The following is a 17,855-nucleotide window of genomic DNA, read 5'->3' on the forward strand; positions in this document are numbered from 1 at the left end:
ATGCAAACGGCACAATTTATTATTGAATTACTAAAAGCAGTCTTTCTTGGGATTGTCGAAGGAATCACAGAGTGGCTACCTATTTCATCTACAGGTCACTTGATTTTGGTTAATGAATTCTTGAACTTGAGACAGAGTAAAGATTTCATTGATATGTTTAATATCGTAATCCAACTTGGTGCTATTCTTGCGGTTATGGTCATTTACTTTAAACGTTTGAATCCCTTCCAACCTGGTAAGACAGCACGTGAAGTGCAATTGACTTGGCAACTTTGGCTCAAGGTGGTCATTGCCTGTATTCCTTCAGCCTTTTTTGGTCTTCTTTTAGATGACTGGATGGAGGCCCATCTCAGTAATTTCTTTGTAGTAGCTATCATGTTGGTAGTCTACGGGATTGCCTTTATTTGGATTGAGGACCGCAATCGACGTGTAGAGCCTAAGGTAACGGATTTGGCACGTATGTCTTACAAGACAGCTTTCTATATTGGTCTTTTCCAAGTCTTGAGTATCATTCCAGGGACAAGCCGTTCAGGTGCTACTATTCTTGGGGGTATCATCGTTGGTACTAGTCGTAGCGTAGCTGCTGACTTTACCTTCTTCCTTGGTATTCCAACCATGTTTGGTTATAGTGGACTTAAGGCGGTTAAGTATTTCATTGACGGGAATACCTTGACAGGTGGACAAGTGGCTATTCTCTTGGTAGCTAGTGTGACAGCCTTTGTTGTCAGCTTGTTCGTGATTCGCTTCTTGATGAATTACATTAAGAAACATGACTTCACTGTTTTCGGAAAATACCGTATCGTGCTTGGTATTATTGTGCTTCTTTATGGAGCTGTCAAACTTATTTTCGGATAATTACTTTTAAGTAAACTGAAAAGGACTTCAATTGAAGTCCTTTTTATCTGGTTTAGAGATTATTTGTGGATAAGTTTTCCAAAGATAAGGTAAGCTAGCAACCATAGGACCAGTCCACAAGTCAAGAAGCTAGCTAGGATTTTCAAGAAGTCCACGATATTATGCAAGGGATACCATCCGGACAAACAGAGAATTGGAAGGATGGTAACACACATGATTGAGAAGTGGAGAAGAGATTGCTGTTTGAGCGATAAACGGTTATCGTCGTAAATGGGTGCAGTTGCTAGTATGATGGCGACGATTAGCCCTGTAAGAAAGGTAGATTTGTTTACTTGATAAGGTTGCCCCGATAAGTAGAGAAAGAGCGTCAATAAACTCGTTATTCCTCCAGCAATGCTAGCTCGTAGCCACCCTTTTTTATAGGCAGTCATGGTCATCACCTCCATGTATATCTTCACTTTTATTATACTCCAATCTAGGATAGATGACAGGTATAAATGGGGAAATACAAGGTTTTGTTAGTATTAAGAAGTTTTTAGAAATCCTTTCCAAAATAAGACTCAAACTTGCTCAGAAATTGCTATCTCTTGGCTTTTCTAGTATAATGAAATAACTACTCGTGCGAGGTTTTTTACATATGGAAATGAAACAAATAAGCGAGACAACTCTAAAAATCATGATTACCATGGAAGATCTTGAAGAACATGGTATGGAATTGAAGGATTTCTTGATTCCCCAGGAAAAAACAGAGGAATTTTTCTATACTGTCATGGATGAGTTGGACTTGCCTGATAACTTTAAAAATAGTGGGATGCTGAGCTTCCGTGTCACGCCACGCAAGGATCGTGTGGATGTCTTTGTGACTAAATCAGATCTTAAGGAAGACCTTGATTTCAACGATTTGTCAGATATGGATGACTACTCAGGGCTTTCTCCAGAAGAGTTCCTCAAGGCCCTTGAGGGTAACTTTATGGACAAGGGTGACATCGAAGCACACCATAAGCTCGAAGAGCTTGAAAAGACCTTGGAAGAGGTTGATAAGGCTATGACAGAGCCTACCAAGGAAGTGGCTGAAGAAAATATTCGTGAAGACTATACCCACTATGTCTTGGCCTTCTCTGACTTTGATCAAGTGGTGACTTTTACGCAAGGTTTGAAGGATGTGCCTGTTGAAGGTTCTGAGCTTTATAAACTTGGGGATGTCTACTATATGACAGTCCTTCTTTACTTGGCTGATGAGCCTGATTATTACGCGAACAATATGTATGCGCGTTTTCTTGAATATGCGAATGTGGCAGACCGAACACGTGCCTACCTACAAGAGCATGCAACAATCTTGATGGAAGAGGACGCCTTACCGGTACTACAAGCAACGAAATGGAGCTAAGACATGCCTTGGACCATTAATTATATATTCGTTTTGATTGGGACCTTTTTGATAGCCATCGTGACGACCCCTTTGGTACGCTCTTTGGCCTTACGTGTCGGAGCTGTTGACAATCCCAATGCAAGACGTATCAATAAAAAGCCAATGCCTAGTGCTGGTGGTCTAGCTATTTTGTTGGCCTTTGTACTAGCGACCTTGGTCTTTATGCCTATGATTATCCATAAGGATATTTGGCATGTTTCCTACATCAGGTATATCTTACCGGTTGTTGTGGGTGGATCTGTCGTAGCTCTGACGGGCTTCATTGATGATATCTTGGAATTAAAGCCTCTACCTAAGATGCTTGGTATTGTTATTGGAGCTGTTATCGTTTGGGCTTTTACAGACTTCCGATTTGATAGCTTTAAGATTCCATTTGGTGGTCCCATGATTCATTTTGGGCCAGTCCTGACCTTGATTTTAACGGTGTTATGGATTGCGGCCATCACCAATGCCATTAATCTGATTGATGGTTTAGATGGCTTGGTTGGAGGAGTTTCTATCATTTCCCTTATGACTATGGGGGTGATTTCTTATTTCTTCCTCTATGATACTGATATTTTCTTGACCATGACCATCTTTGTCTTGGTCGCTGCCATTATGGGCTTCTTCCCCTACAATTATCATCCAGCAATTATCTATCTAGGTGATACGGGGGCGCTCTTTATTGGCTTTATGATTGGTGTCTTGTCATTGCAAGGGTTAAAAAATGCAACCGCAGTAGCTATTTTGTCACCTGTTATTATCCTTGGAGTGCCTATTGTCGACACAGTGGTAGCCATTGTCCGACGTAAATTGTCAGGGCGACCAGCCATGGAGGCTGACAAGATGCACTTGCATCATCGTCTCCTAGCCATGGGCTTCACTCATCGAGGAGCGGTTCTGGTGGTTTATGCCATCGCTATCCTCTTTTCATTGATTGCCCTCTTGTTAAACGTTTCCAGTCGTCTCGGTGGTATTCTCTTACTCTTGAGTTTGATTTTGGGAATGGAAATTCTGATTGAAGGGCTTGAGATTTGGGGCGTTGGTCGAACACCTCTCTTCAATTTCCTAAAATTTATCGGGAATAGCGATTATCGTCAAGCAACCATGTTAAAATGGAAGCAAGGGCGAAAAAATTAAACATTTGAAAAGCCAAGTAATGGCTTTTTTGTTATAATGATTCTAATTAAGGAAAATGGAAGTTCTCTTTTTATTTTCCAGAAAATAGTAAGACTATTTTCAAAAAAATAATGCAAATTAGCGAGCAAGTACTCGCTGTATATATGAAAAAAGGAGTATACAATGTCTGTACTTGAAATCAAAAATCTTCATGTTTCTGTTGAAGATAAAGAAATCTTGAAGGGTCTTAATTTGACTCTTAAAACTGGTGAAATTGCTGCTATCATGGGGCCTAACGGAACTGGTAAATCTACCCTTTCAGCTGCTATCATGGGTAACCCAAACTATGAAATCACAGAAGGGGACATCCTTTTTGATGGCGAAAGCATCCTTGATTTGGAAGTTGACGAACGTGCACGCCTAGGTCTTTTCCTTGCTATGCAATACCCAGCTGAAATCCCAGGAATCACAAATGCTGAGTTCATCCGTGCGGCTATGAACGCTGGAAAAGAAGATGACGAAAAGATTTCTGTTCTTGATTTCATCACTAAGTTGGATGAAAAGATGGAATTGCTTGGTATGCGTGAAGAAATGGCTGAGCGTTACCTTAATGAAGGTTTCTCAGGTGGTGAGAAAAAACGTAACGAAATCCTTCAATTGCTCATGTTGGAACCTAAGTTTGCTCTTCTCGATGAGATTGACTCAGGTCTTGATATTGATGCCCTTAAAGTGGTTTCAAAAGGGGTTAACGCTATGCGTGGCGAAGGCTTCGGTGCTATGATTATCACTCACTACCAACGTCTCTTGAACTACATCACTCCAGATGTCGTACACGTAATGATGGAAGGTAAAGTGGTTCTTTCAGGCGGTCCTGAATTGGCTGCTCGTCTTGAGCAAGAAGGTTATGCGAAAATCGCTGAAGAGCTCGGTTACGAGTACCACGAAGAAGCGTAAGTCTGTTACTCGAAATAACTAGAAAAGGAGTAACCTATGTCAAAAGAATCTATTATCGCTTTTTCACAAGCAAAGGCAGAGCCACTTTGGTTGCAAGACCTTCGTCAAGCAGCCTTTGATAAGATTGAAAGTTTGGCTCTTCCAAAAATTGAGCGTGTTAAATTCCACCGTTGGAATCTCGGTGATGGAACGATTACTGAAAATGAACCATCAGCAAATGTGCCTGATTTTACAGCGCTTGGAAACAACCCTAAATTGGTCCAAGTAGGAACAAATACTGTACTTGAACAATTGCCAGCTGACTTGATTAGTCAAGGTGTGGTCTTCACAGACCTTACGACTGCTCTTGAGGAAATCCCAGAAGTCGTTGAAGCCTTCTTTGGTAAGGCTGTAGCCTATGACGAGGACAAATTGGCAGCTTATAACTATGCCTATTTCAATAGTGCAGCAGTCCTTTATGTACCAGATAATGTTGAAGTTGACTTGCCAGTTGAAAGCTATTTTTACCAAGATGGAACTTCAAATGTTCCATTTAACAAACACGTTTTGATCGTGGCTGGTAAAAACAGTAAATTGACTTACCTTGAGCGCTTTGAAACGCTAGGTGAAGCGACTGAAAAAGCTAGTGCCAATATTTCAGTTGAAGTCATTGCTCAAGACGGTGCACAAGTCAAGTTTGCGGCTATTGACCGTTTGGGTGAAAACGTCACAACTTATATTAGTCGTCGAGGTCGTATCGGTCGTGATGCCAGCATTGACTGGGCTCTCGGGATCATGAACGAGGGCAATGTTATTGCTGACTTTGATAGTGACTTGATTGGCAATGGAAGTCATGCCAACCTTAAAGTTATTGGTCTTTCATCAGGTCGTCAGGTTCAAGGGATTGATACTCGTGTGACGAACTATGGTAACAACTCTGTGGGACATATCCTCCAACATGGTGTTATTTTGGAACGTGGTACTTTGACTTTCAATGGTATTGGTCACATTGTCAAAGGTGCTAAGGGTGCTGATGCACAACAAGAAAGCCGTGTGCTTATGCTTTCTGACAAGGCACGTTCAGACGCCAACCCAATCCTCTTGATTGACGAAAACGAAGTTACAGCAGGACATGCTGCTTCAATCGGTCAGGTAGATCCAGAGGATATGTATTACCTTATGAGTCGTGGACTTGATCAAGACACTGCAGAACGTTTGGTTATTCGCGGTTTCTTAGGAGCAGTTATTACTGAAATCCCAGTTAAAGAAGTGCGCGATGAAATGATTTCTGTAACTGATACAAAACTAAACAAACGTTAGGAACTATCGACACAGATAGTCTAACCTATGATATATCTAGATAGGGAGATAAGATGTCAGCTTTAGATGCCTATAAGATTCGACAAGATTTTGCCATTTTAGATCAGGTAGTTAATGATGAACCTTTGGTATACTTGGATAATGCAGCAACGACTCAGAAGCCTCAAGTAGTTTTGGATACTCTCATGGCCTACTATCATGAGGACAATGCCAATGTTCACCGTGGTGTGCACACTTTGGCTGAGCGTGCAACAGCTGCTTACGAAGCTAGTCGTGAAAAGCTTCGTCAGTTTATCAATGCTAAATCAACCAAAGAGGTCCTCTTTACCCGTGGAACGACGACAGGTCTTAACTGGATTGGTCGTTTTGCAGAGCAGGTTCTTGAGCCAGGAGATGAGGTGGTTATTTCAATTATGGAACACCACTCGAATATCATTCCTTGGCAGGAAGCTTGTAAGAAGACGGGGGCTAAACTTGTTTACGCCTACTTGAAGGATGGCCAATTGGATATGGAAGATTTTGCCAACAAGATTACTGAAAAGACAAAATTTGTCAGTCTAGCTCAGGTTTCTAACGTTTTAGGCTGCATCAATCCTGTCAAAGAAATTGCCAAGCTCGCCCACCAAGTTGGTGCCTATATGGTGGTGGACGGTGCCCAATCGGCGCCCCACATGGTCATTGATGTTCAGGATTTGGATTGTGATTTCTTCACCCTTTCTGGACATAAGATGTTAGGTCCAACAGGGATTGGGGTTCTTTACGGCAAGGAAGAGATTCTTAACCAGATGAATCCTATTGAATTTGGTGGTGAAATGATTGATTTCGTTTACGAACAGGAAGCCACTTGGAAGGAATTGCCTTGGAAATTCGAGGCTGGGACACCTAACATTGCGGGGGCGATTGCTCTTGGTGCTGCTGTCGACTACCTCTCTGCTTTAGGTATGGAAAATGTTCATGCTTACGAGCAGGAGTTAGTAGACTATGTTTTGCCTAAACTTCATGAGATTGAGGGATTGACAGTCTACGGTCCAGATAATCCTAGCCAGCACGCAGGTGTTATTGCCTTTAACATTGATGGGCTTCATCCTCATGATGTGGCGACTGCCCTTGACTATGAAGGAGTAGCAGTGCGTGCAGGTCACCACTGTGCTCAGCCTTTAATCAATCATTTAGGTATCTCATCAGCTGCCCGAGCAAGCTTCTATATTTACAATACTAAAGAGGATTGTGACAAGCTTGTAGAGGCAATTCTTGCGACGAAGGAGTTTTTCAATGGCACTCTCTAGACTAGATAGTTTATATATGGCTGTTGTGGCCGATCACTCTAAGAGCCCTCACCATCATGGTGTCCTACCTGATGTGGAGCAACTTCAACTGAATAATCCGACTTGTGGAGATGTTATCAATCTGTCAGTTAAATTTGATGGTGACGTGATTGAAGACATTGCCTTTGCTGGTGATGGTTGTACCATTTCTACAGCTTCATCAAGTATGATGACGGATGCTGTTATAGGTAAAACCAAGGCAGAGGCCTTAGAACTAGCGGAGATTTTCTCTCTTATGATTCAAGGAGATCATAAAGATGAAGATAAGCTGGGCGAAGCCAAGCTCTTGGCGGGGGTTTCTAAATTTCCACAACGTATCAAATGTGCAACACTCTCTTGGAATGCCCTTAAAAAAGCCATAGAGAGAAGCGAGCTTTAGGAAGTCAGGGAGCAGTTAGTCTCCTTGCCCAAGCAAAAAAGAAAATGAATCAAACCTTTAATAAAGGAAAATACTATGACTGAAACAAATGAAAAAGTAGAACCAAAACCCATTGATTTGGGAGAATATAAATATGGTTTCCATGACGATGTGACACCAGTCTTTTCAACAGGAAAAGGAATCAGTGAAGATGTGGTCCGTGCCATGTCTGCTGAAAAAGGGGAGCCTGAGTGGATGCTTGAATTCCGCTTGAAATCATTGGAAACCTTTAACAAAATGGCCATGCAAGAGTGGGGACCAGACCTTTCTGGTATTAACTTTGATGACTTGACATATTTCCAAAAAGCATCAGACAAACCTGCTCGTGACTGGGAAGACGTTCCTGAGAAAATCAAGGAAACTTTTGAACGTATTGGTATCCCAGAAGCAGAGCGTGCCTATCTTGCTGGAGCCTCAGCTCAGTATGAATCAGAAGTGGTTTACCACAACATGAAAGAAGAGTATGACAAGTTGGGTATTATCTTTACAGATACGGACTCAGCTCTCAAAGAGCATCCAGAGCTCTTTAAGAAGTACTTCTCAAAACTGGTTCCGCCAACAGACAATAAATTTGCGGCCCTTAACTCTGCCTTTTGGTCAGGTGGTACCTTTATTTATGTACCTAAAGGCGTCAAGGTGGATATTCCGCTTCAAACCTACTTCCGTATCAATAACGAAGCGACTGCTCAGTTTGAACGTACCCTTATCATCGTAGATGAAGGTGCCAGCGTTCACTATGTTGAAGGATGTACAGCACCAACATACACAACGGCTAGCCTTCATGCAGCCATTGTTGAAATCTTTGCGCTTGATGGTGCCTACATGCGCTACTCAACTATCCAAAACTGGTCAGATAGCGTTTACAACTTGGTAACTAAACGTGCTACCGCTAAGAAAAATGCGACTGTTGAGTGGATTGATGGTAACCTTGGTGCCGAAGTTACTATGAAGTACCCATCTGTTTACCTTGATGGAGAAGGTGCGCGTGGTACCATGCTTTCAATTGCCTTCGCCAATGCGGGTCAACACCAAGATACAGGAGCTAAGATGATTCACAATGCACCGCATACATCATCATCTATTGTCTCTAAATCAATTGCTCGTAATGGTGGTAAGGTTGACTACCGTGGACAAGTTACTTTCAACAAGGATTCTAAGAAATCGGTATCTCACATCGAATGTGACACCATCTTGATGGATGACTTATCTAAATCAGACACTATCCCATTCAACGAAATCCACAACTCACAAGTTGCCCTTGAACACGAAGCTAAAGTTTCTAAGATTTCTGAAGAGCAACTCTACTACCTCATGAGCCGTGGACTCTCAGAACAAGAAGCAACAGAGATGATTGTTATGGGATTTGTGGAACCATTTACCAAAGAACTTCCAATGGAATATGCTGTTGAGCTTAACCGCTTGATTAGTTATGAAATGGAAGGATCAGTTGGGTAAAAACTCTGATAATCTAAAGGGACCAGATGGTCCTTTTTGTTTTGCTTGAAAAATCAGGAGATGGGCTATAGATAACTGTTAGGAACAGAGTAATTGCAAAGTGTAGAAAGCGTTTACAACTCATGTTTAAAAAGATATAATAGATTTGAATAGCAAGTAATGGAGGTGACTAATATGGGAGTATATAACAGTGACTGGCTACTCAATCAGATTCGAGGGACAGCTAATGTCGTCAGCAAGGCTTTTAAATTTGAGACTCTGGATATTGATTTAGGTCAGGTGGAAGATGAGCAAGGGCACACTGTTGATGGAAATGACTACATTGATGATTTGTTAATTCACGAAAAGTATGATCAGGCGACAGCCTTCATTCATAGTCAACTCAAACGTTTGACGACTAATGACTATAATCTCCTTGTCAGCATCTATATTGAGTATTTGGAGAATTTGCCGCCATTAATAAAAGAAAAACATCAGCTTGATAATCGCCAAATAATGGACTGGAAAGCTAAACTTTCCGAGTTTTCATGGTAATTTGCTAGAGAGAGTGGGAGAGGAAACGCCAAGCGTTTACGACTTTTCCACCCTCTTTTTTGTGTTATAATAGAATCACTATGGATAAATTAATTAAAACAATTTCAGAATCAGGTTCTTTCCGTGCTTATGTTCTTGATAGCACGGAAACTGTTAGAACCGCACAAGAAAAACACAATACTTTATCATCATCGACAGTTGCTTTGGGGCGTACCCTTATTGCTAACCAAATCTTGGCTGCTAACCAAAAAGGTGAAAGCAAAATTACGGTTAAGGTTATCGGAAATAGCTCTTTTGGGCATATCATCTCAGTAGCTGATACCAAAGGACATGTTAAGGGCTACATCCAAAATCCAGGCGTGGACATCAAGAAAACAGCGACTGGTGAAGTTTTGGTAGGACCTTTCATGGGGCAAGGGCAGTTTGTCTCAATCATCGATTATGGAACTGGTAATCCTTACACGTCATCAACACCACTTATTTCTGGTGAAATTGGTGAAGATTTTGCCTACTATTTGACGGAATCTGAGCAAACGCCATCTGCTGTTGGTCTTAATGTACTTCTTGACGAAGAGGACAAGGTTAAGGTTGCTGGTGGTTTCATGCTTCAGGTCTTGCCAGGGGCTAGCGAGGAAGAAATCGCTCGTTACGAAAAACGCATCCAAGAGATGCCAGCCATTTCAACGCTTTTGGAGTCTGATGACCATATCGAAGCTCTCTTGAATGCTATTTATGGGGATGAGCCTTTCAAACGTTTGTCTGAAGAGGAGCTTAGCTTTGACTGTGATTGCTCACGTGAACGCTTTGAAAATGCCCTCTTGACGCTTGGTAAGGATGAACTTCAAGCTATTAAAGATGAAGATCATGGTGCTGAAATCATCTGCCAATTCTGCCAAAACAAGTATGAATTTTCAGAAGCTGACTTGGAGGAACTCATCAATGACTAAACTTAATTCGTCCTTCATGATTGGAAATGTAGAGATCCCTCACCGAACAGTCCTAGCTCCTATGGCAGGCGTGACCAACTCTGCCTTTCGTACCATTGCAAAAGAGTTTGGTGCTGGTCTTGTGGTAATGGAGATGATTTCTGAAAAAGGTCTCCTCTACAATAATGAGAAAACTCTCCACATGCTTCATATTGATGAGAATGAACATCCAATGTCTATCCAGCTGTTTGGTGGAGATGCTGAAGGCTTGAAGCGAGCAGCCGACTTTATCCAGACCAATACCAAGGCTGATATCGTTGATATCAACATGGGTTGTCCGGTCAATAAGGTGGTCAAAAATGAAGCAGGTGCCAAGTGGCTCAAGGATCCAGATAAGATTTATCACATTGTCAAGGAAGTCACGTCAGTGCTTGATATTCCTTTGACTGTTAAGATGCGTACGGGTTGGTCAGATAGTGATTTGGCTGTGGAAAACGCTCTTGCAGCTGAGTCTGCAGGTGTTTCTGCTCTTGCCATGCACGGGCGTACCCGTGAACAAATGTATACTGGTCACTGTGACCATGAGACGCTGGCTCGTGTTGCTAAAGCTATTACTAAGGTTCCATTTATCGGAAATGGTGATGTTCGTAGCGTTCAAGATGCTAAACTTATGATTGAAGAACTTGGTGTAGATGCGGTTATGGTGGGGCGTGCAGCTATGAACAACCCATACATCTTCACGCAAATCAACCACTTCTTCGAAACGGGAGAGGAATTGCCAGAGCTTCCATTTGATAAGAAGCTGGACATCGCTGAAGACCACCTCAAACGTTTGGTGGACCTTAAAGGTGAAAAGATTGCTGTTCGTGAATTCCGTGGTCTGGCACCACACTATCTTCGTGGAACAGCAGGAGCGGCTAAGGTTCGTGGCGAAGTCTCACGTGCCGATTCTATTGCTCAGGTCGAAGAAATCTTTGCAACTTTGAGATAAGCTTCTATATGATGAAAACTTAACCAGCTTGGTTAGGTTTTTATTTTACCTTTATTCTTCCTTGATAGTGATGATAGCCCATCACCAATCTTTTTCTTGGTCCACCCTTGCAAAACCTCTGTGTTTTCGATATAATTAACTGGTTAAGTAAATGGAGAAAGCAATGCTAGAACTAGAAGAACAAGTAAATCAATTGATTAATCAGATTTTGCTTAAGGCTGAAAATCAGCATGAGCTCCTCATTGGTCAGTGCCGTAGTCAGGTTAAGTTGACCAATACCCAGGAGCATATTCTCATGCTTTTGTCTGAGGGACGAAAGACCAATTCTGAGTTGGCTAAGACCCTCAATGTCAGCCAGGCTGCTGTTACCAAGGCGGTAAAAACCTTGGTCAAAGAGGGCATGTTGGAGGCTAAGAAAGACAAGGATGATGGGCGCGTGACCTACTTTGTCTTGACACAAGAAGCTCAACCCATAGCCCAAGAGCATGAGGAACACCACCAAGAGACCTTGGGGGTTTATCGGTCTGTATTGGATCAGTTCGATAATCAAGAGCGTCAGGTTATTGGACGTTTCTTGACAACATTAGCAGAAAAAATCGAGGAATAAGATGCGTTATATTACAGTTGAAGGACTGAGCTTCCAGTATGATGCGGAGCCCGTTCTGGACAATATTCACTATCATTTGGATTCTGGGGAGTTTGTGACCCTGACTGGGGAAAATGGAGCTGCCAAGTCAACGCTTATTAAGGCTACCCTAGGAATTCTCAAACCTAAGAAGGGAACTGTAACCATCTCTGAGACCAATAAAGATGGTAAAAAGCTTCGTATGGCCTATCTTCCACAGCAGATTGCCAGCTTTAATGCAGGATTCCCAAGTACCGTTTATGAGTTTGTCAAGTCAGGTCGCTACCCCCATAAGGGCTGGTTCCGTCGTTTGACGAAGCACGACTTGGAGCATGTTCAACGTGCCCTAGAGTCTGTTGGCATGTGGGAAAATCGTCACAAGCAGATTGGACATCTCTCAGGTGGTCAAAAGCAACGTGCCGTCATTGCTCGTATTTTCGCTTCAGATCCTGATATCTTTGTTTTGGATGAGCCAACGACAGGGATGGATGCAGGGACAGCCAATACCTTTTACGAACTCATGCACCACTCTGCTCATAAGCATGGCAAGTCTGTCTTGATGATTACCCATGACCCAGAGGAAGTCAAGGAGTACACAGATCGTAACATTCATCTGGTTCGTAACCAGAAATTGCCTTGGCGTTGTTTCAATGTCCATGAAAAGGATGGAGAGGAGCACAAACATGATTAGCGAATTATTAGCCTATGATTTTATGCAACGTGCTATTCTCGCCGTGATTGCTATTAGTATCTTTTCGCCAATTTTGGGGCTCTTCTTAATTCTTCGTCGTCAGAGTCTGATGAGCGATACCTTGAGTCACGTGTCCCTAGCTGGGGTGGCTGTTGGGATTTTCTTGGGACAATCAACCACTTGGATGACCCTTGTGGTTGTGGTTATTGCCGCTTTGGTTTTGGAATATCTCAGGGTTAGTTACAAGCATTATATGGAGATTTCAACGGCTATCCTCATGTCAATGGGATTGGCAGTGGCCCTTATTCTTAGTAACAAGGCGGGTAGCAGTAGCATGAGTCTGGATAGCTATCTTTTCGGTTCTATCATCACGATTAGCTCTGAGCAGGTTCATGCCCTCTTTGTGATTGCGACTATTGTACTGGTCTTGACTCTTCTCTTTATTCGTCCGATGTATCTTTTGACTTTTGACGAGGACACTGCTCATGTAGATGGCTTGCCAGTACGTCTCATGTCGCTTCTCTTCAATATTGTGACAGGTATAGCGATTGCCCTGATGATTCCGGCGGCAGGATCACTTTTGGTTTCTACCATCATGATTCTTCCAGCAGCTATTGGTATGAAAATAGGTCAAACCTTCAAGTCTGTTATTTTCTGGGCTATTGGTATTGGTTTGGTTGGAATGCTCTCTGGTATCTTTATTTCCTATTATTGGGAAACACCAGCTAGTGCGACCATTACTCTGATCTTCATCGCCTTCTTTGGTCTGGTCTCAATCTTTGAACCTCTCTTAAAAGCAGAATAAATAATAGAAGAAAAGAGCTTGAGAAATCGAGCTCTTTTTGTGATATACTAAAGTGGTTTTTTAGATTTGAGTTAAAAATAATGGTAGATTTCTTGTCAGAAAAAATCAGTCAGATTTTGCTAGTGTCCGCCATAAATCGTAGCAATAACAAAAAGGAGAAAACATGGAAATCTTTTTAACGAGTATATCGGGAATCCTAGTCATCTTAGGTATGATTTTAGTGGGATTCGTTATGGGCGAAAAAGGCTGGTTTGACGACAAGTCACGTGGTCTTATAGCGAAGCTAGTCACTCAAATTGCCCTGCCTTGTTACATGCTCTATACGATCACACAGCGTTTCACAGCGACAGACCTACTTAAAATGTTGCCAGAATTGCGTTTTCCTGCACTGTCTATGGTGATTTTGCTTGGCATTGCGACAGCGGTGGCTAGCATTTTTGCAGTGAAAAAGGAGCGTCGTGGCCTCTTTATTTCCATGTTTTTTAATTCGAATACTATTTTTGTGGGGCTCCCTATCAATCAAGCCCTCTTTGGCGATGCTAGTATTCCCTATGTTCTTATCTATTATATGTGTAATACGACCTTTTTCTGGACCTTGGGAACCTACCTCATCCAGCGTGATGGTGAAGGAGAAGCTGACTTTGACGTAAAAACAAGTTTAAAAAAGATTTTCTCTCCTCCTCTTATGGGGTTTATCGTAGGTCTTATTATCGTTATTCTTCATATTCAGTTACCGACATTTTTAGCCAGTGATTTGCAGTACCTAGGTAGTTTAACAACTCCTTTATCAATGATTTTCATCGGTTTGTCAGTGTCTAATGCAGGATTGAAGCAGTTGGTTCTGAAAAAAGACCAGGTATTAATTCTGCTTGGTCGCTTTGTGGTTGCCCCGCTTTTGATGGCTATCATCGTATATTGGGCACCCCTTCCAACTTTGATGAAGCAAGTTTTTATCATCCAGTCGGCTATGCCTGTCATGACCAATGCACCTGTGGTTGCCAAACTCTACGGAGCTGATAGTGATTACGCTGCTGTCATGGTGACTGAGACTACTCTCGCGACCATGATTGTTATCCCAATTCTCATGGTTCTAATGGCCTAATAAATGCCTGACCCCACCGGTTTTTGCTGGGCGGGTTCTCTTTGTAAAAAAAAAGTCAAAAAAGTTTAAGAAAACGCTTTACAAATCATCAAAAGATGCTATAATAATTACATAAAGTATGCAAACGTTTGCATCAAACGTAGGAGGAAATGAAATGAATAAGCTAAAAGAAAAATTTGGCTTTGAGTTCTGGCAAAAATTCGGTAAAGCCCTCATGGTTGTTATCGCAGTTATGCCAGCAGCAGGTCTCATGATCTCTATCGGTAAAACGATTGCCATGATTAATCCAAACGTGGCACCTCTCGTTATTACTGGTGGATTTCTTGAGCAAATTGGTTGGGGGGTTATCGGTAACCTTCACATCTTGTTTGCCCTTGCCATTGGTGGTAGCTGGGCTAAGGAACGTGCAGGCGGTGCCTTTGCAGCAGGTCTAGCATTTATCTTGATTAACCGTTTGACTGGTTCAATCTTTGGTGTTACTTCAGATATTCTTGCTGATAAGGGTGCTACAGTTCACACACTTCTTGGTCAATCAATCAAGGTGTCTGACTACTTCATCAGTGTTTTGGAAGCTCCAGCCCTTAACATGGGTGTATTCGTAGGTATCATCTCTGGTTTCATCGGAGCTACTGCTTACAACAAATACTATAACTTCCGTAAATTGCCAGAAGCTTTGTCATTCTTCAATGGTAAACGTTTCGTACCATTCGTAGTTATTCTTCGTTCAGCTATCGCAGCTATCGTTCTTGCTATCGTATGGCCAGTTATCCAATCAGGAATCAACGGCTTTGGTATGTGGATTGCCAACTCAAAAGAAACTGCTCCAATCTTGGCACCATTCTTGTTCGGTACTTTGGAACGTCTTCTCTTGCCATTTGGTCTCCACCACATGTTGACTATCCCAATTAACTATACTCAATTGGGTGGTACTTACCACGTATTGACTGGTGCTGCTAAAGGTACTGAAGTAGTGGGTCAAGACCCACTCTGGCTTGCTTGGGTTACTGACCTTGCAAACCTTAAAGGTGCACACCCAGAACAATACAAACACCTTCTTGAATCCGTTACACCAGCCCGCTTTAAAGTTGGTCAAATGATTGGTTCATTTGGTATCTTGATGGGTATGGTCGTAGCTATCTACCGTAACGTTGATGATGATAAGAAACATCAGTACAAAGGTATGTTGACTGCGACTGCGCTTGCAACATTCTTGACAGGGGTAACAGAACCTATCGAGTACATGTTCATGTTCGTAGCTACTCCGCTTTACATCATTTATGCTTTGGTGCAAGGATGTGCCTTTGCCATGGCTGATATCGTTCACCTTCGTGTTCACTCATTCGGTTCTATCGAATTCTTGACACGTACACCACTCGCTATTAACGCTGGTTTGGCGATGGATATCGTTAACTTCATTTGGGTAACTGTACTCTTTGGTGTTATCATGTTCTTCATCGCAAACTTCATGATTAAGAAATTTGATTACGCTACACCAGGACGTAACGGTAACTATGAACAAAATGATGATGCTCCTGCAGAATCTGCTGGATCAGCAGGTGCTGGAACAAGCTCAGCAAGCTCACAAGTCATCAATATCATCAACCTTCTTGGTGGACGTGCTAACATCGTCGATGTTGACGCATGTATGACTCGTCTCCGTGTTACTGTTAAAGACGCTGAAAAAGTCGGAACTGAAGAACAATGGAAAGCTGAAGGAGCTATGGGTCTTGTCATGAAAGGACAAGGGGTTCAAGCTATCTATGGTCCTAAAGCAGACGTATTGAAATCTGATATCCAAGACGTTCTTGATTCAGGTGAAGTTATTCCTGAAACACTTCCAAGTCAAATGACTGCTGTTCAAAAAGCAGAAGCTAACTTCAAAGGTGTGACTGATGAAGTGCATTCAGTTGCTGATGGTCAAGTTATCAACATCGAAGATGTTAAAGACCCAGTATTCTCACAAAAAATGATGGGTGACGGCTTCGCTGTAGAACCAGAAAATGGTAAAATCGTTTCACCAGTAGCTGGTAAAGTGACAAGCATCTTCCCAACTAAGCACGCTCTTGGTTTGGTAACAGACAATGGTCTTGAAGTTTTGGTTCACATCGGACTTGACACTGTTAGTCTTGAAGGTAAACCATTCGACGTTAAAGTTACTGAAGGTCAAACAGTTGCTGCAGGTGATCTCTTGGTTGAAGCAAACCTTGATGCTATCCGTGAAGCAGGTCGTGAAACATCTACAGTTGTTGTCTTTACAAATGCAGATGCTATCAAATCAGTTAAAGTAGAACATACAGGTAAATTGGCTGCTAACGCTCCAGTTGCAGAAGTAGAACTTTAATTTGCTAAACGATAAACAAGCAGACAGCCCTTGGGCTGTTTTGTTTGTAAATGACCCTATGTCATTTCTAGATGCAAGTCAGAAGAGGGATAAACTTATGAAATTTCTAACTTTAAATACTCACAGTTGGATGGAAGAAGATGCTGAAGGAAAATTCCAAACCTTAAAGGAACAGATCCTAAAGGCTAAGTATGATATTATTTGCTTCCAAGAAGTTAACCAAGAAATAGAGACTTCTGTTGTGGACACGGATGCTTACTATCATGCACTTCCATCAGCAACACCAATCCATCAAGATCACTTTGTCCGTCTTCTTGTGGAAAAGTTGGCTGAAGAAGGGCTTCAATACCATTGGACTTGGGCCTACAATCACATTGGTTATGATCACCTTAATGAAGGGGTTGCCGTCTTGTCACGTCAACCATTGACAGCGAGTGAAATCTTGGTTTCAGATGTTGATGATCCAACTGACTACCATACACGCCGTGTAGCAGTTGCTGAAACTACTGTAGATGGCCGAGAAGTTGCTGTTGCTAGTGTTCACCTTTCATGGTGGGACAAAGGTTTCCAAGAAGAGTGGGCACGTATTGAGGAACGTTTCAAAGCTATTGGGAAACCGCTCATCCTAGCAGGTGACTTTAATAACCCAGCAGGTCGCGAAGGGCATCAAGCCATCTTGGCTAGCTCGCTCAATCTTCAAGATAGTTTTGAAGTAGCTAAAGAAACAACTGGTAGCTATACAGTTGGACCAGGTATCGATGGCTGGAAGGGCAATGAAGAGCCTTTACGTATCGATTATGTCTTTGCTAGCCAAGATTGGACAGTAGAGCGCCTTAGTGTGATTTTTGACGGTAATAATCAACCTTTGGTAAGTGACCATTACGGTCTTGAAGCAGAATTAACATTTAAGTAGAAACTGTATCCTATTATGACCTAATAAGGGTAAAAAACATTGTCAAAAGACAAATAAAAGAGTAAACTAGAAGCTATAATTGAATTTTTATAAG

General features: G+C 42.1%; 18 protein-coding genes. 17 read left to right on the forward strand and 1 reads right to left on the reverse strand.

The window, feature by feature from the left end; genetic code table 11:
• A complete protein-coding gene (locus tag ACT170_RS06300) occupies positions 1-855 on the forward strand; it encodes an undecaprenyl-diphosphate phosphatase (RefSeq protein ID WP_002883622.1) in 855 nt (284 codons plus the stop codon).
• Positions 856-914: 59 nt separating this feature from the next.
• Here ACT170_RS06300 and ACT170_RS06305 read toward each other — a convergent pair whose 3' ends face one another.
• The gene (locus ACT170_RS06305; protein WP_002886434.1) at positions 915-1,286 is read right to left on the reverse strand and encodes a DUF3021 family protein; all 372 of its coding nucleotides are present in this window, start codon (positions 1,284-1,286) and stop codon (positions 915-917) included.
• Positions 1,287-1,492: 206 nt separating this feature from the next.
• Here ACT170_RS06305 and mecA point away from each other — a divergent pair, with 206 nt between their 5' ends.
• The 16 genes from mecA (at position 1,493) to ACT170_RS06385 (ending at position 17,761) form a co-directional block, all read left to right on the forward strand.
• Positions 1,493-2,242, forward strand: coding sequence for an adaptor protein MecA (gene mecA, locus ACT170_RS06310; RefSeq protein WP_002883698.1), 750 nt, complete (start codon positions 1,493-1,495; stop codon positions 2,240-2,242).
• A gap of 3 nt (positions 2,243-2,245) precedes the next feature.
• Positions 2,246-3,403: a glycosyltransferase family 4 protein gene (locus ACT170_RS06315; RefSeq protein ID WP_014633818.1), complete on the forward strand. Its 1,158-nt coding sequence runs from the start codon at positions 2,246-2,248 to the stop codon at positions 3,401-3,403.
• Positions 3,404-3,565: 162 nt separating this feature from the next.
• Positions 3,566-4,336: a Fe-S cluster assembly ATPase SufC gene (gene sufC / locus ACT170_RS06320; protein ID WP_002883600.1), complete on the forward strand. Its 771-nt coding sequence runs from the start codon at positions 3,566-3,568 to the stop codon at positions 4,334-4,336.
• Positions 4,337-4,372: 36 nt separating this feature from the next.
• Positions 4,373-5,635: a Fe-S cluster assembly protein SufD gene (gene sufD, locus ACT170_RS06325; protein WP_013989976.1), complete on the forward strand. Its 1,263-nt coding sequence runs from the start codon at positions 4,373-4,375 to the stop codon at positions 5,633-5,635.
• Between the two features lie 53 nt (positions 5,636-5,688).
• On the forward strand, positions 5,689-6,921 hold the full coding sequence (locus ACT170_RS06330; RefSeq protein ID WP_444818131.1) for a cysteine desulfurase: 1,233 nt from the start codon (positions 5,689-5,691) through the stop codon (positions 6,919-6,921).
• A complete protein-coding gene (sufU, locus tag ACT170_RS06335; protein WP_002883658.1) occupies positions 6,908-7,339 on the forward strand; it encodes a Fe-S cluster assembly sulfur transfer protein SufU in 432 nt (143 codons plus the stop codon). Before ACT170_RS06330 ends, sufU begins: the two co-directional genes overlap by 14 nt.
• A 75-nt stretch (positions 7,340-7,414) precedes the next feature.
• The gene (gene sufB, locus ACT170_RS06340; protein ID WP_002883666.1) at positions 7,415-8,833 is read left to right on the forward strand and encodes a Fe-S cluster assembly protein SufB; all 1,419 of its coding nucleotides are present in this window, start codon (positions 7,415-7,417) and stop codon (positions 8,831-8,833) included.
• 174 nt (positions 8,834-9,007) lie between these two features.
• Complete coding sequence (locus tag ACT170_RS06345; protein ID WP_013989977.1) at positions 9,008-9,367, forward strand: hypothetical protein; 360 nt, start codon at positions 9,008-9,010, stop codon at positions 9,365-9,367.
• An 80-nt stretch (positions 9,368-9,447) separates the two neighbouring features.
• Complete coding sequence (gene hslO, locus ACT170_RS06350) at positions 9,448-10,314, forward strand: Hsp33 family molecular chaperone HslO (RefSeq protein ID WP_013989978.1); 867 nt, start codon at positions 9,448-9,450, stop codon at positions 10,312-10,314.
• On the forward strand, positions 10,307-11,284 hold the full coding sequence (gene dusB, locus ACT170_RS06355; RefSeq protein ID WP_014633819.1) for a tRNA dihydrouridine synthase DusB: 978 nt from the start codon (positions 10,307-10,309) through the stop codon (positions 11,282-11,284). The genes hslO and dusB overlap by 8 nt, the downstream gene beginning before the upstream one ends.
• A 163-nt stretch (positions 11,285-11,447) precedes the next feature.
• On the forward strand, positions 11,448-11,891 hold the full coding sequence (locus ACT170_RS06360; protein WP_022496535.1) for a zinc-dependent MarR family transcriptional regulator: 444 nt from the start codon (positions 11,448-11,450) through the stop codon (positions 11,889-11,891).
• Position 11,892: 1 nt separating this feature from the next.
• Complete coding sequence (locus tag ACT170_RS06365; RefSeq protein ID WP_444818132.1) at positions 11,893-12,600, forward strand: metal ABC transporter ATP-binding protein; 708 nt, start codon at positions 11,893-11,895, stop codon at positions 12,598-12,600.
• Entirely contained in the window at positions 12,593-13,405 is an 813-nt protein-coding gene (locus ACT170_RS06370) for a metal ABC transporter permease (RefSeq protein ID WP_444818133.1), read from the forward strand. Before ACT170_RS06365 ends, ACT170_RS06370 begins: the two co-directional genes overlap by 8 nt.
• Positions 13,406-13,568: 163 nt before the next feature.
• On the forward strand, positions 13,569-14,507 hold the full coding sequence (locus ACT170_RS06375) for an AEC family transporter (RefSeq protein ID WP_444818134.1): 939 nt from the start codon (positions 13,569-13,571) through the stop codon (positions 14,505-14,507).
• Between the two features lie 154 nt (positions 14,508-14,661).
• Positions 14,662-16,848: a PTS transporter subunit IIBC gene (locus ACT170_RS06380; protein WP_444818135.1), complete on the forward strand. Its 2,187-nt coding sequence runs from the start codon at positions 14,662-14,664 to the stop codon at positions 16,846-16,848.
• 97 nt (positions 16,849-16,945) lie between these two features.
• Positions 16,946-17,761 carry an endonuclease/exonuclease/phosphatase family protein gene (locus ACT170_RS06385; RefSeq protein WP_021143492.1) on the forward strand — a complete coding sequence of 272 codons (816 nt, stop codon included), beginning with the start codon at positions 16,946-16,948 and terminating at the stop codon, positions 17,759-17,761.
• The last annotated feature ends 94 nt before the right edge of the window (positions 17,762-17,855 follow it).

The sequence above is a fragment of the Streptococcus sp. cx1 genome (assembly GCF_052384325.1).
GTDB lineage: Bacteria > Bacillota > Bacilli > Lactobacillales > Streptococcaceae > Streptococcus > Streptococcus salivarius_G.

Coding starts and splice junctions, on each gene's coding strand:
- sufU (WP_002883658.1), top strand. CDS start 6,908: ATGGCACTCTCTAGACTAGATAGTTTATATATGGCTGTTGTGGCCGAT.
- sufD (WP_013989976.1), top strand. CDS start 4,373: ATGTCAAAAGAATCTATTATCGCTTTTTCACAAGCAAAGGCAGAGCCA.
- sufC (WP_002883600.1), top strand. CDS start 3,566: ATGTCTGTACTTGAAATCAAAAATCTTCATGTTTCTGTTGAAGATAAA.
- ACT170_RS06315 (WP_014633818.1), top strand. CDS start 2,246: ATGCCTTGGACCATTAATTATATATTCGTTTTGATTGGGACCTTTTTG.
- mecA (WP_002883698.1), top strand. CDS start 1,493: ATGGAAATGAAACAAATAAGCGAGACAACTCTAAAAATCATGATTACC.
- dusB (WP_014633819.1), top strand. CDS start 10,307: ATGACTAAACTTAATTCGTCCTTCATGATTGGAAATGTAGAGATCCCT.
- ACT170_RS06300 (WP_002883622.1), top strand. CDS start 1: ATGCAAACGGCACAATTTATTATTGAATTACTAAAAGCAGTCTTTCTT.
- ACT170_RS06380 (WP_444818135.1), top strand. CDS start 14,662: ATGAATAAGCTAAAAGAAAAATTTGGCTTTGAGTTCTGGCAAAAATTC.
- ACT170_RS06360 (WP_022496535.1), top strand. CDS start 11,448: ATGCTAGAACTAGAAGAACAAGTAAATCAATTGATTAATCAGATTTTG.
- ACT170_RS06385 (WP_021143492.1), top strand. CDS start 16,946: ATGAAATTTCTAACTTTAAATACTCACAGTTGGATGGAAGAAGATGCT.
- ACT170_RS06365 (WP_444818132.1), top strand. CDS start 11,893: ATGCGTTATATTACAGTTGAAGGACTGAGCTTCCAGTATGATGCGGAG.
- ACT170_RS06345 (WP_013989977.1), top strand. CDS start 9,008: ATGGGAGTATATAACAGTGACTGGCTACTCAATCAGATTCGAGGGACA.
- ACT170_RS06330 (WP_444818131.1), top strand. CDS start 5,689: ATGTCAGCTTTAGATGCCTATAAGATTCGACAAGATTTTGCCATTTTA.
- hslO (WP_013989978.1), top strand. CDS start 9,448: ATGGATAAATTAATTAAAACAATTTCAGAATCAGGTTCTTTCCGTGCT.
- ACT170_RS06370 (WP_444818133.1), top strand. CDS start 12,593: ATGATTAGCGAATTATTAGCCTATGATTTTATGCAACGTGCTATTCTC.
- ACT170_RS06305 (WP_002886434.1), bottom strand. CDS start 1,286: ATGACTGCCTATAAAAAAGGGTGGCTACGAGCTAGCATTGCTGGAGGA.
- sufB (WP_002883666.1), top strand. CDS start 7,415: ATGACTGAAACAAATGAAAAAGTAGAACCAAAACCCATTGATTTGGGA.
- ACT170_RS06375 (WP_444818134.1), top strand. CDS start 13,569: ATGGAAATCTTTTTAACGAGTATATCGGGAATCCTAGTCATCTTAGGT.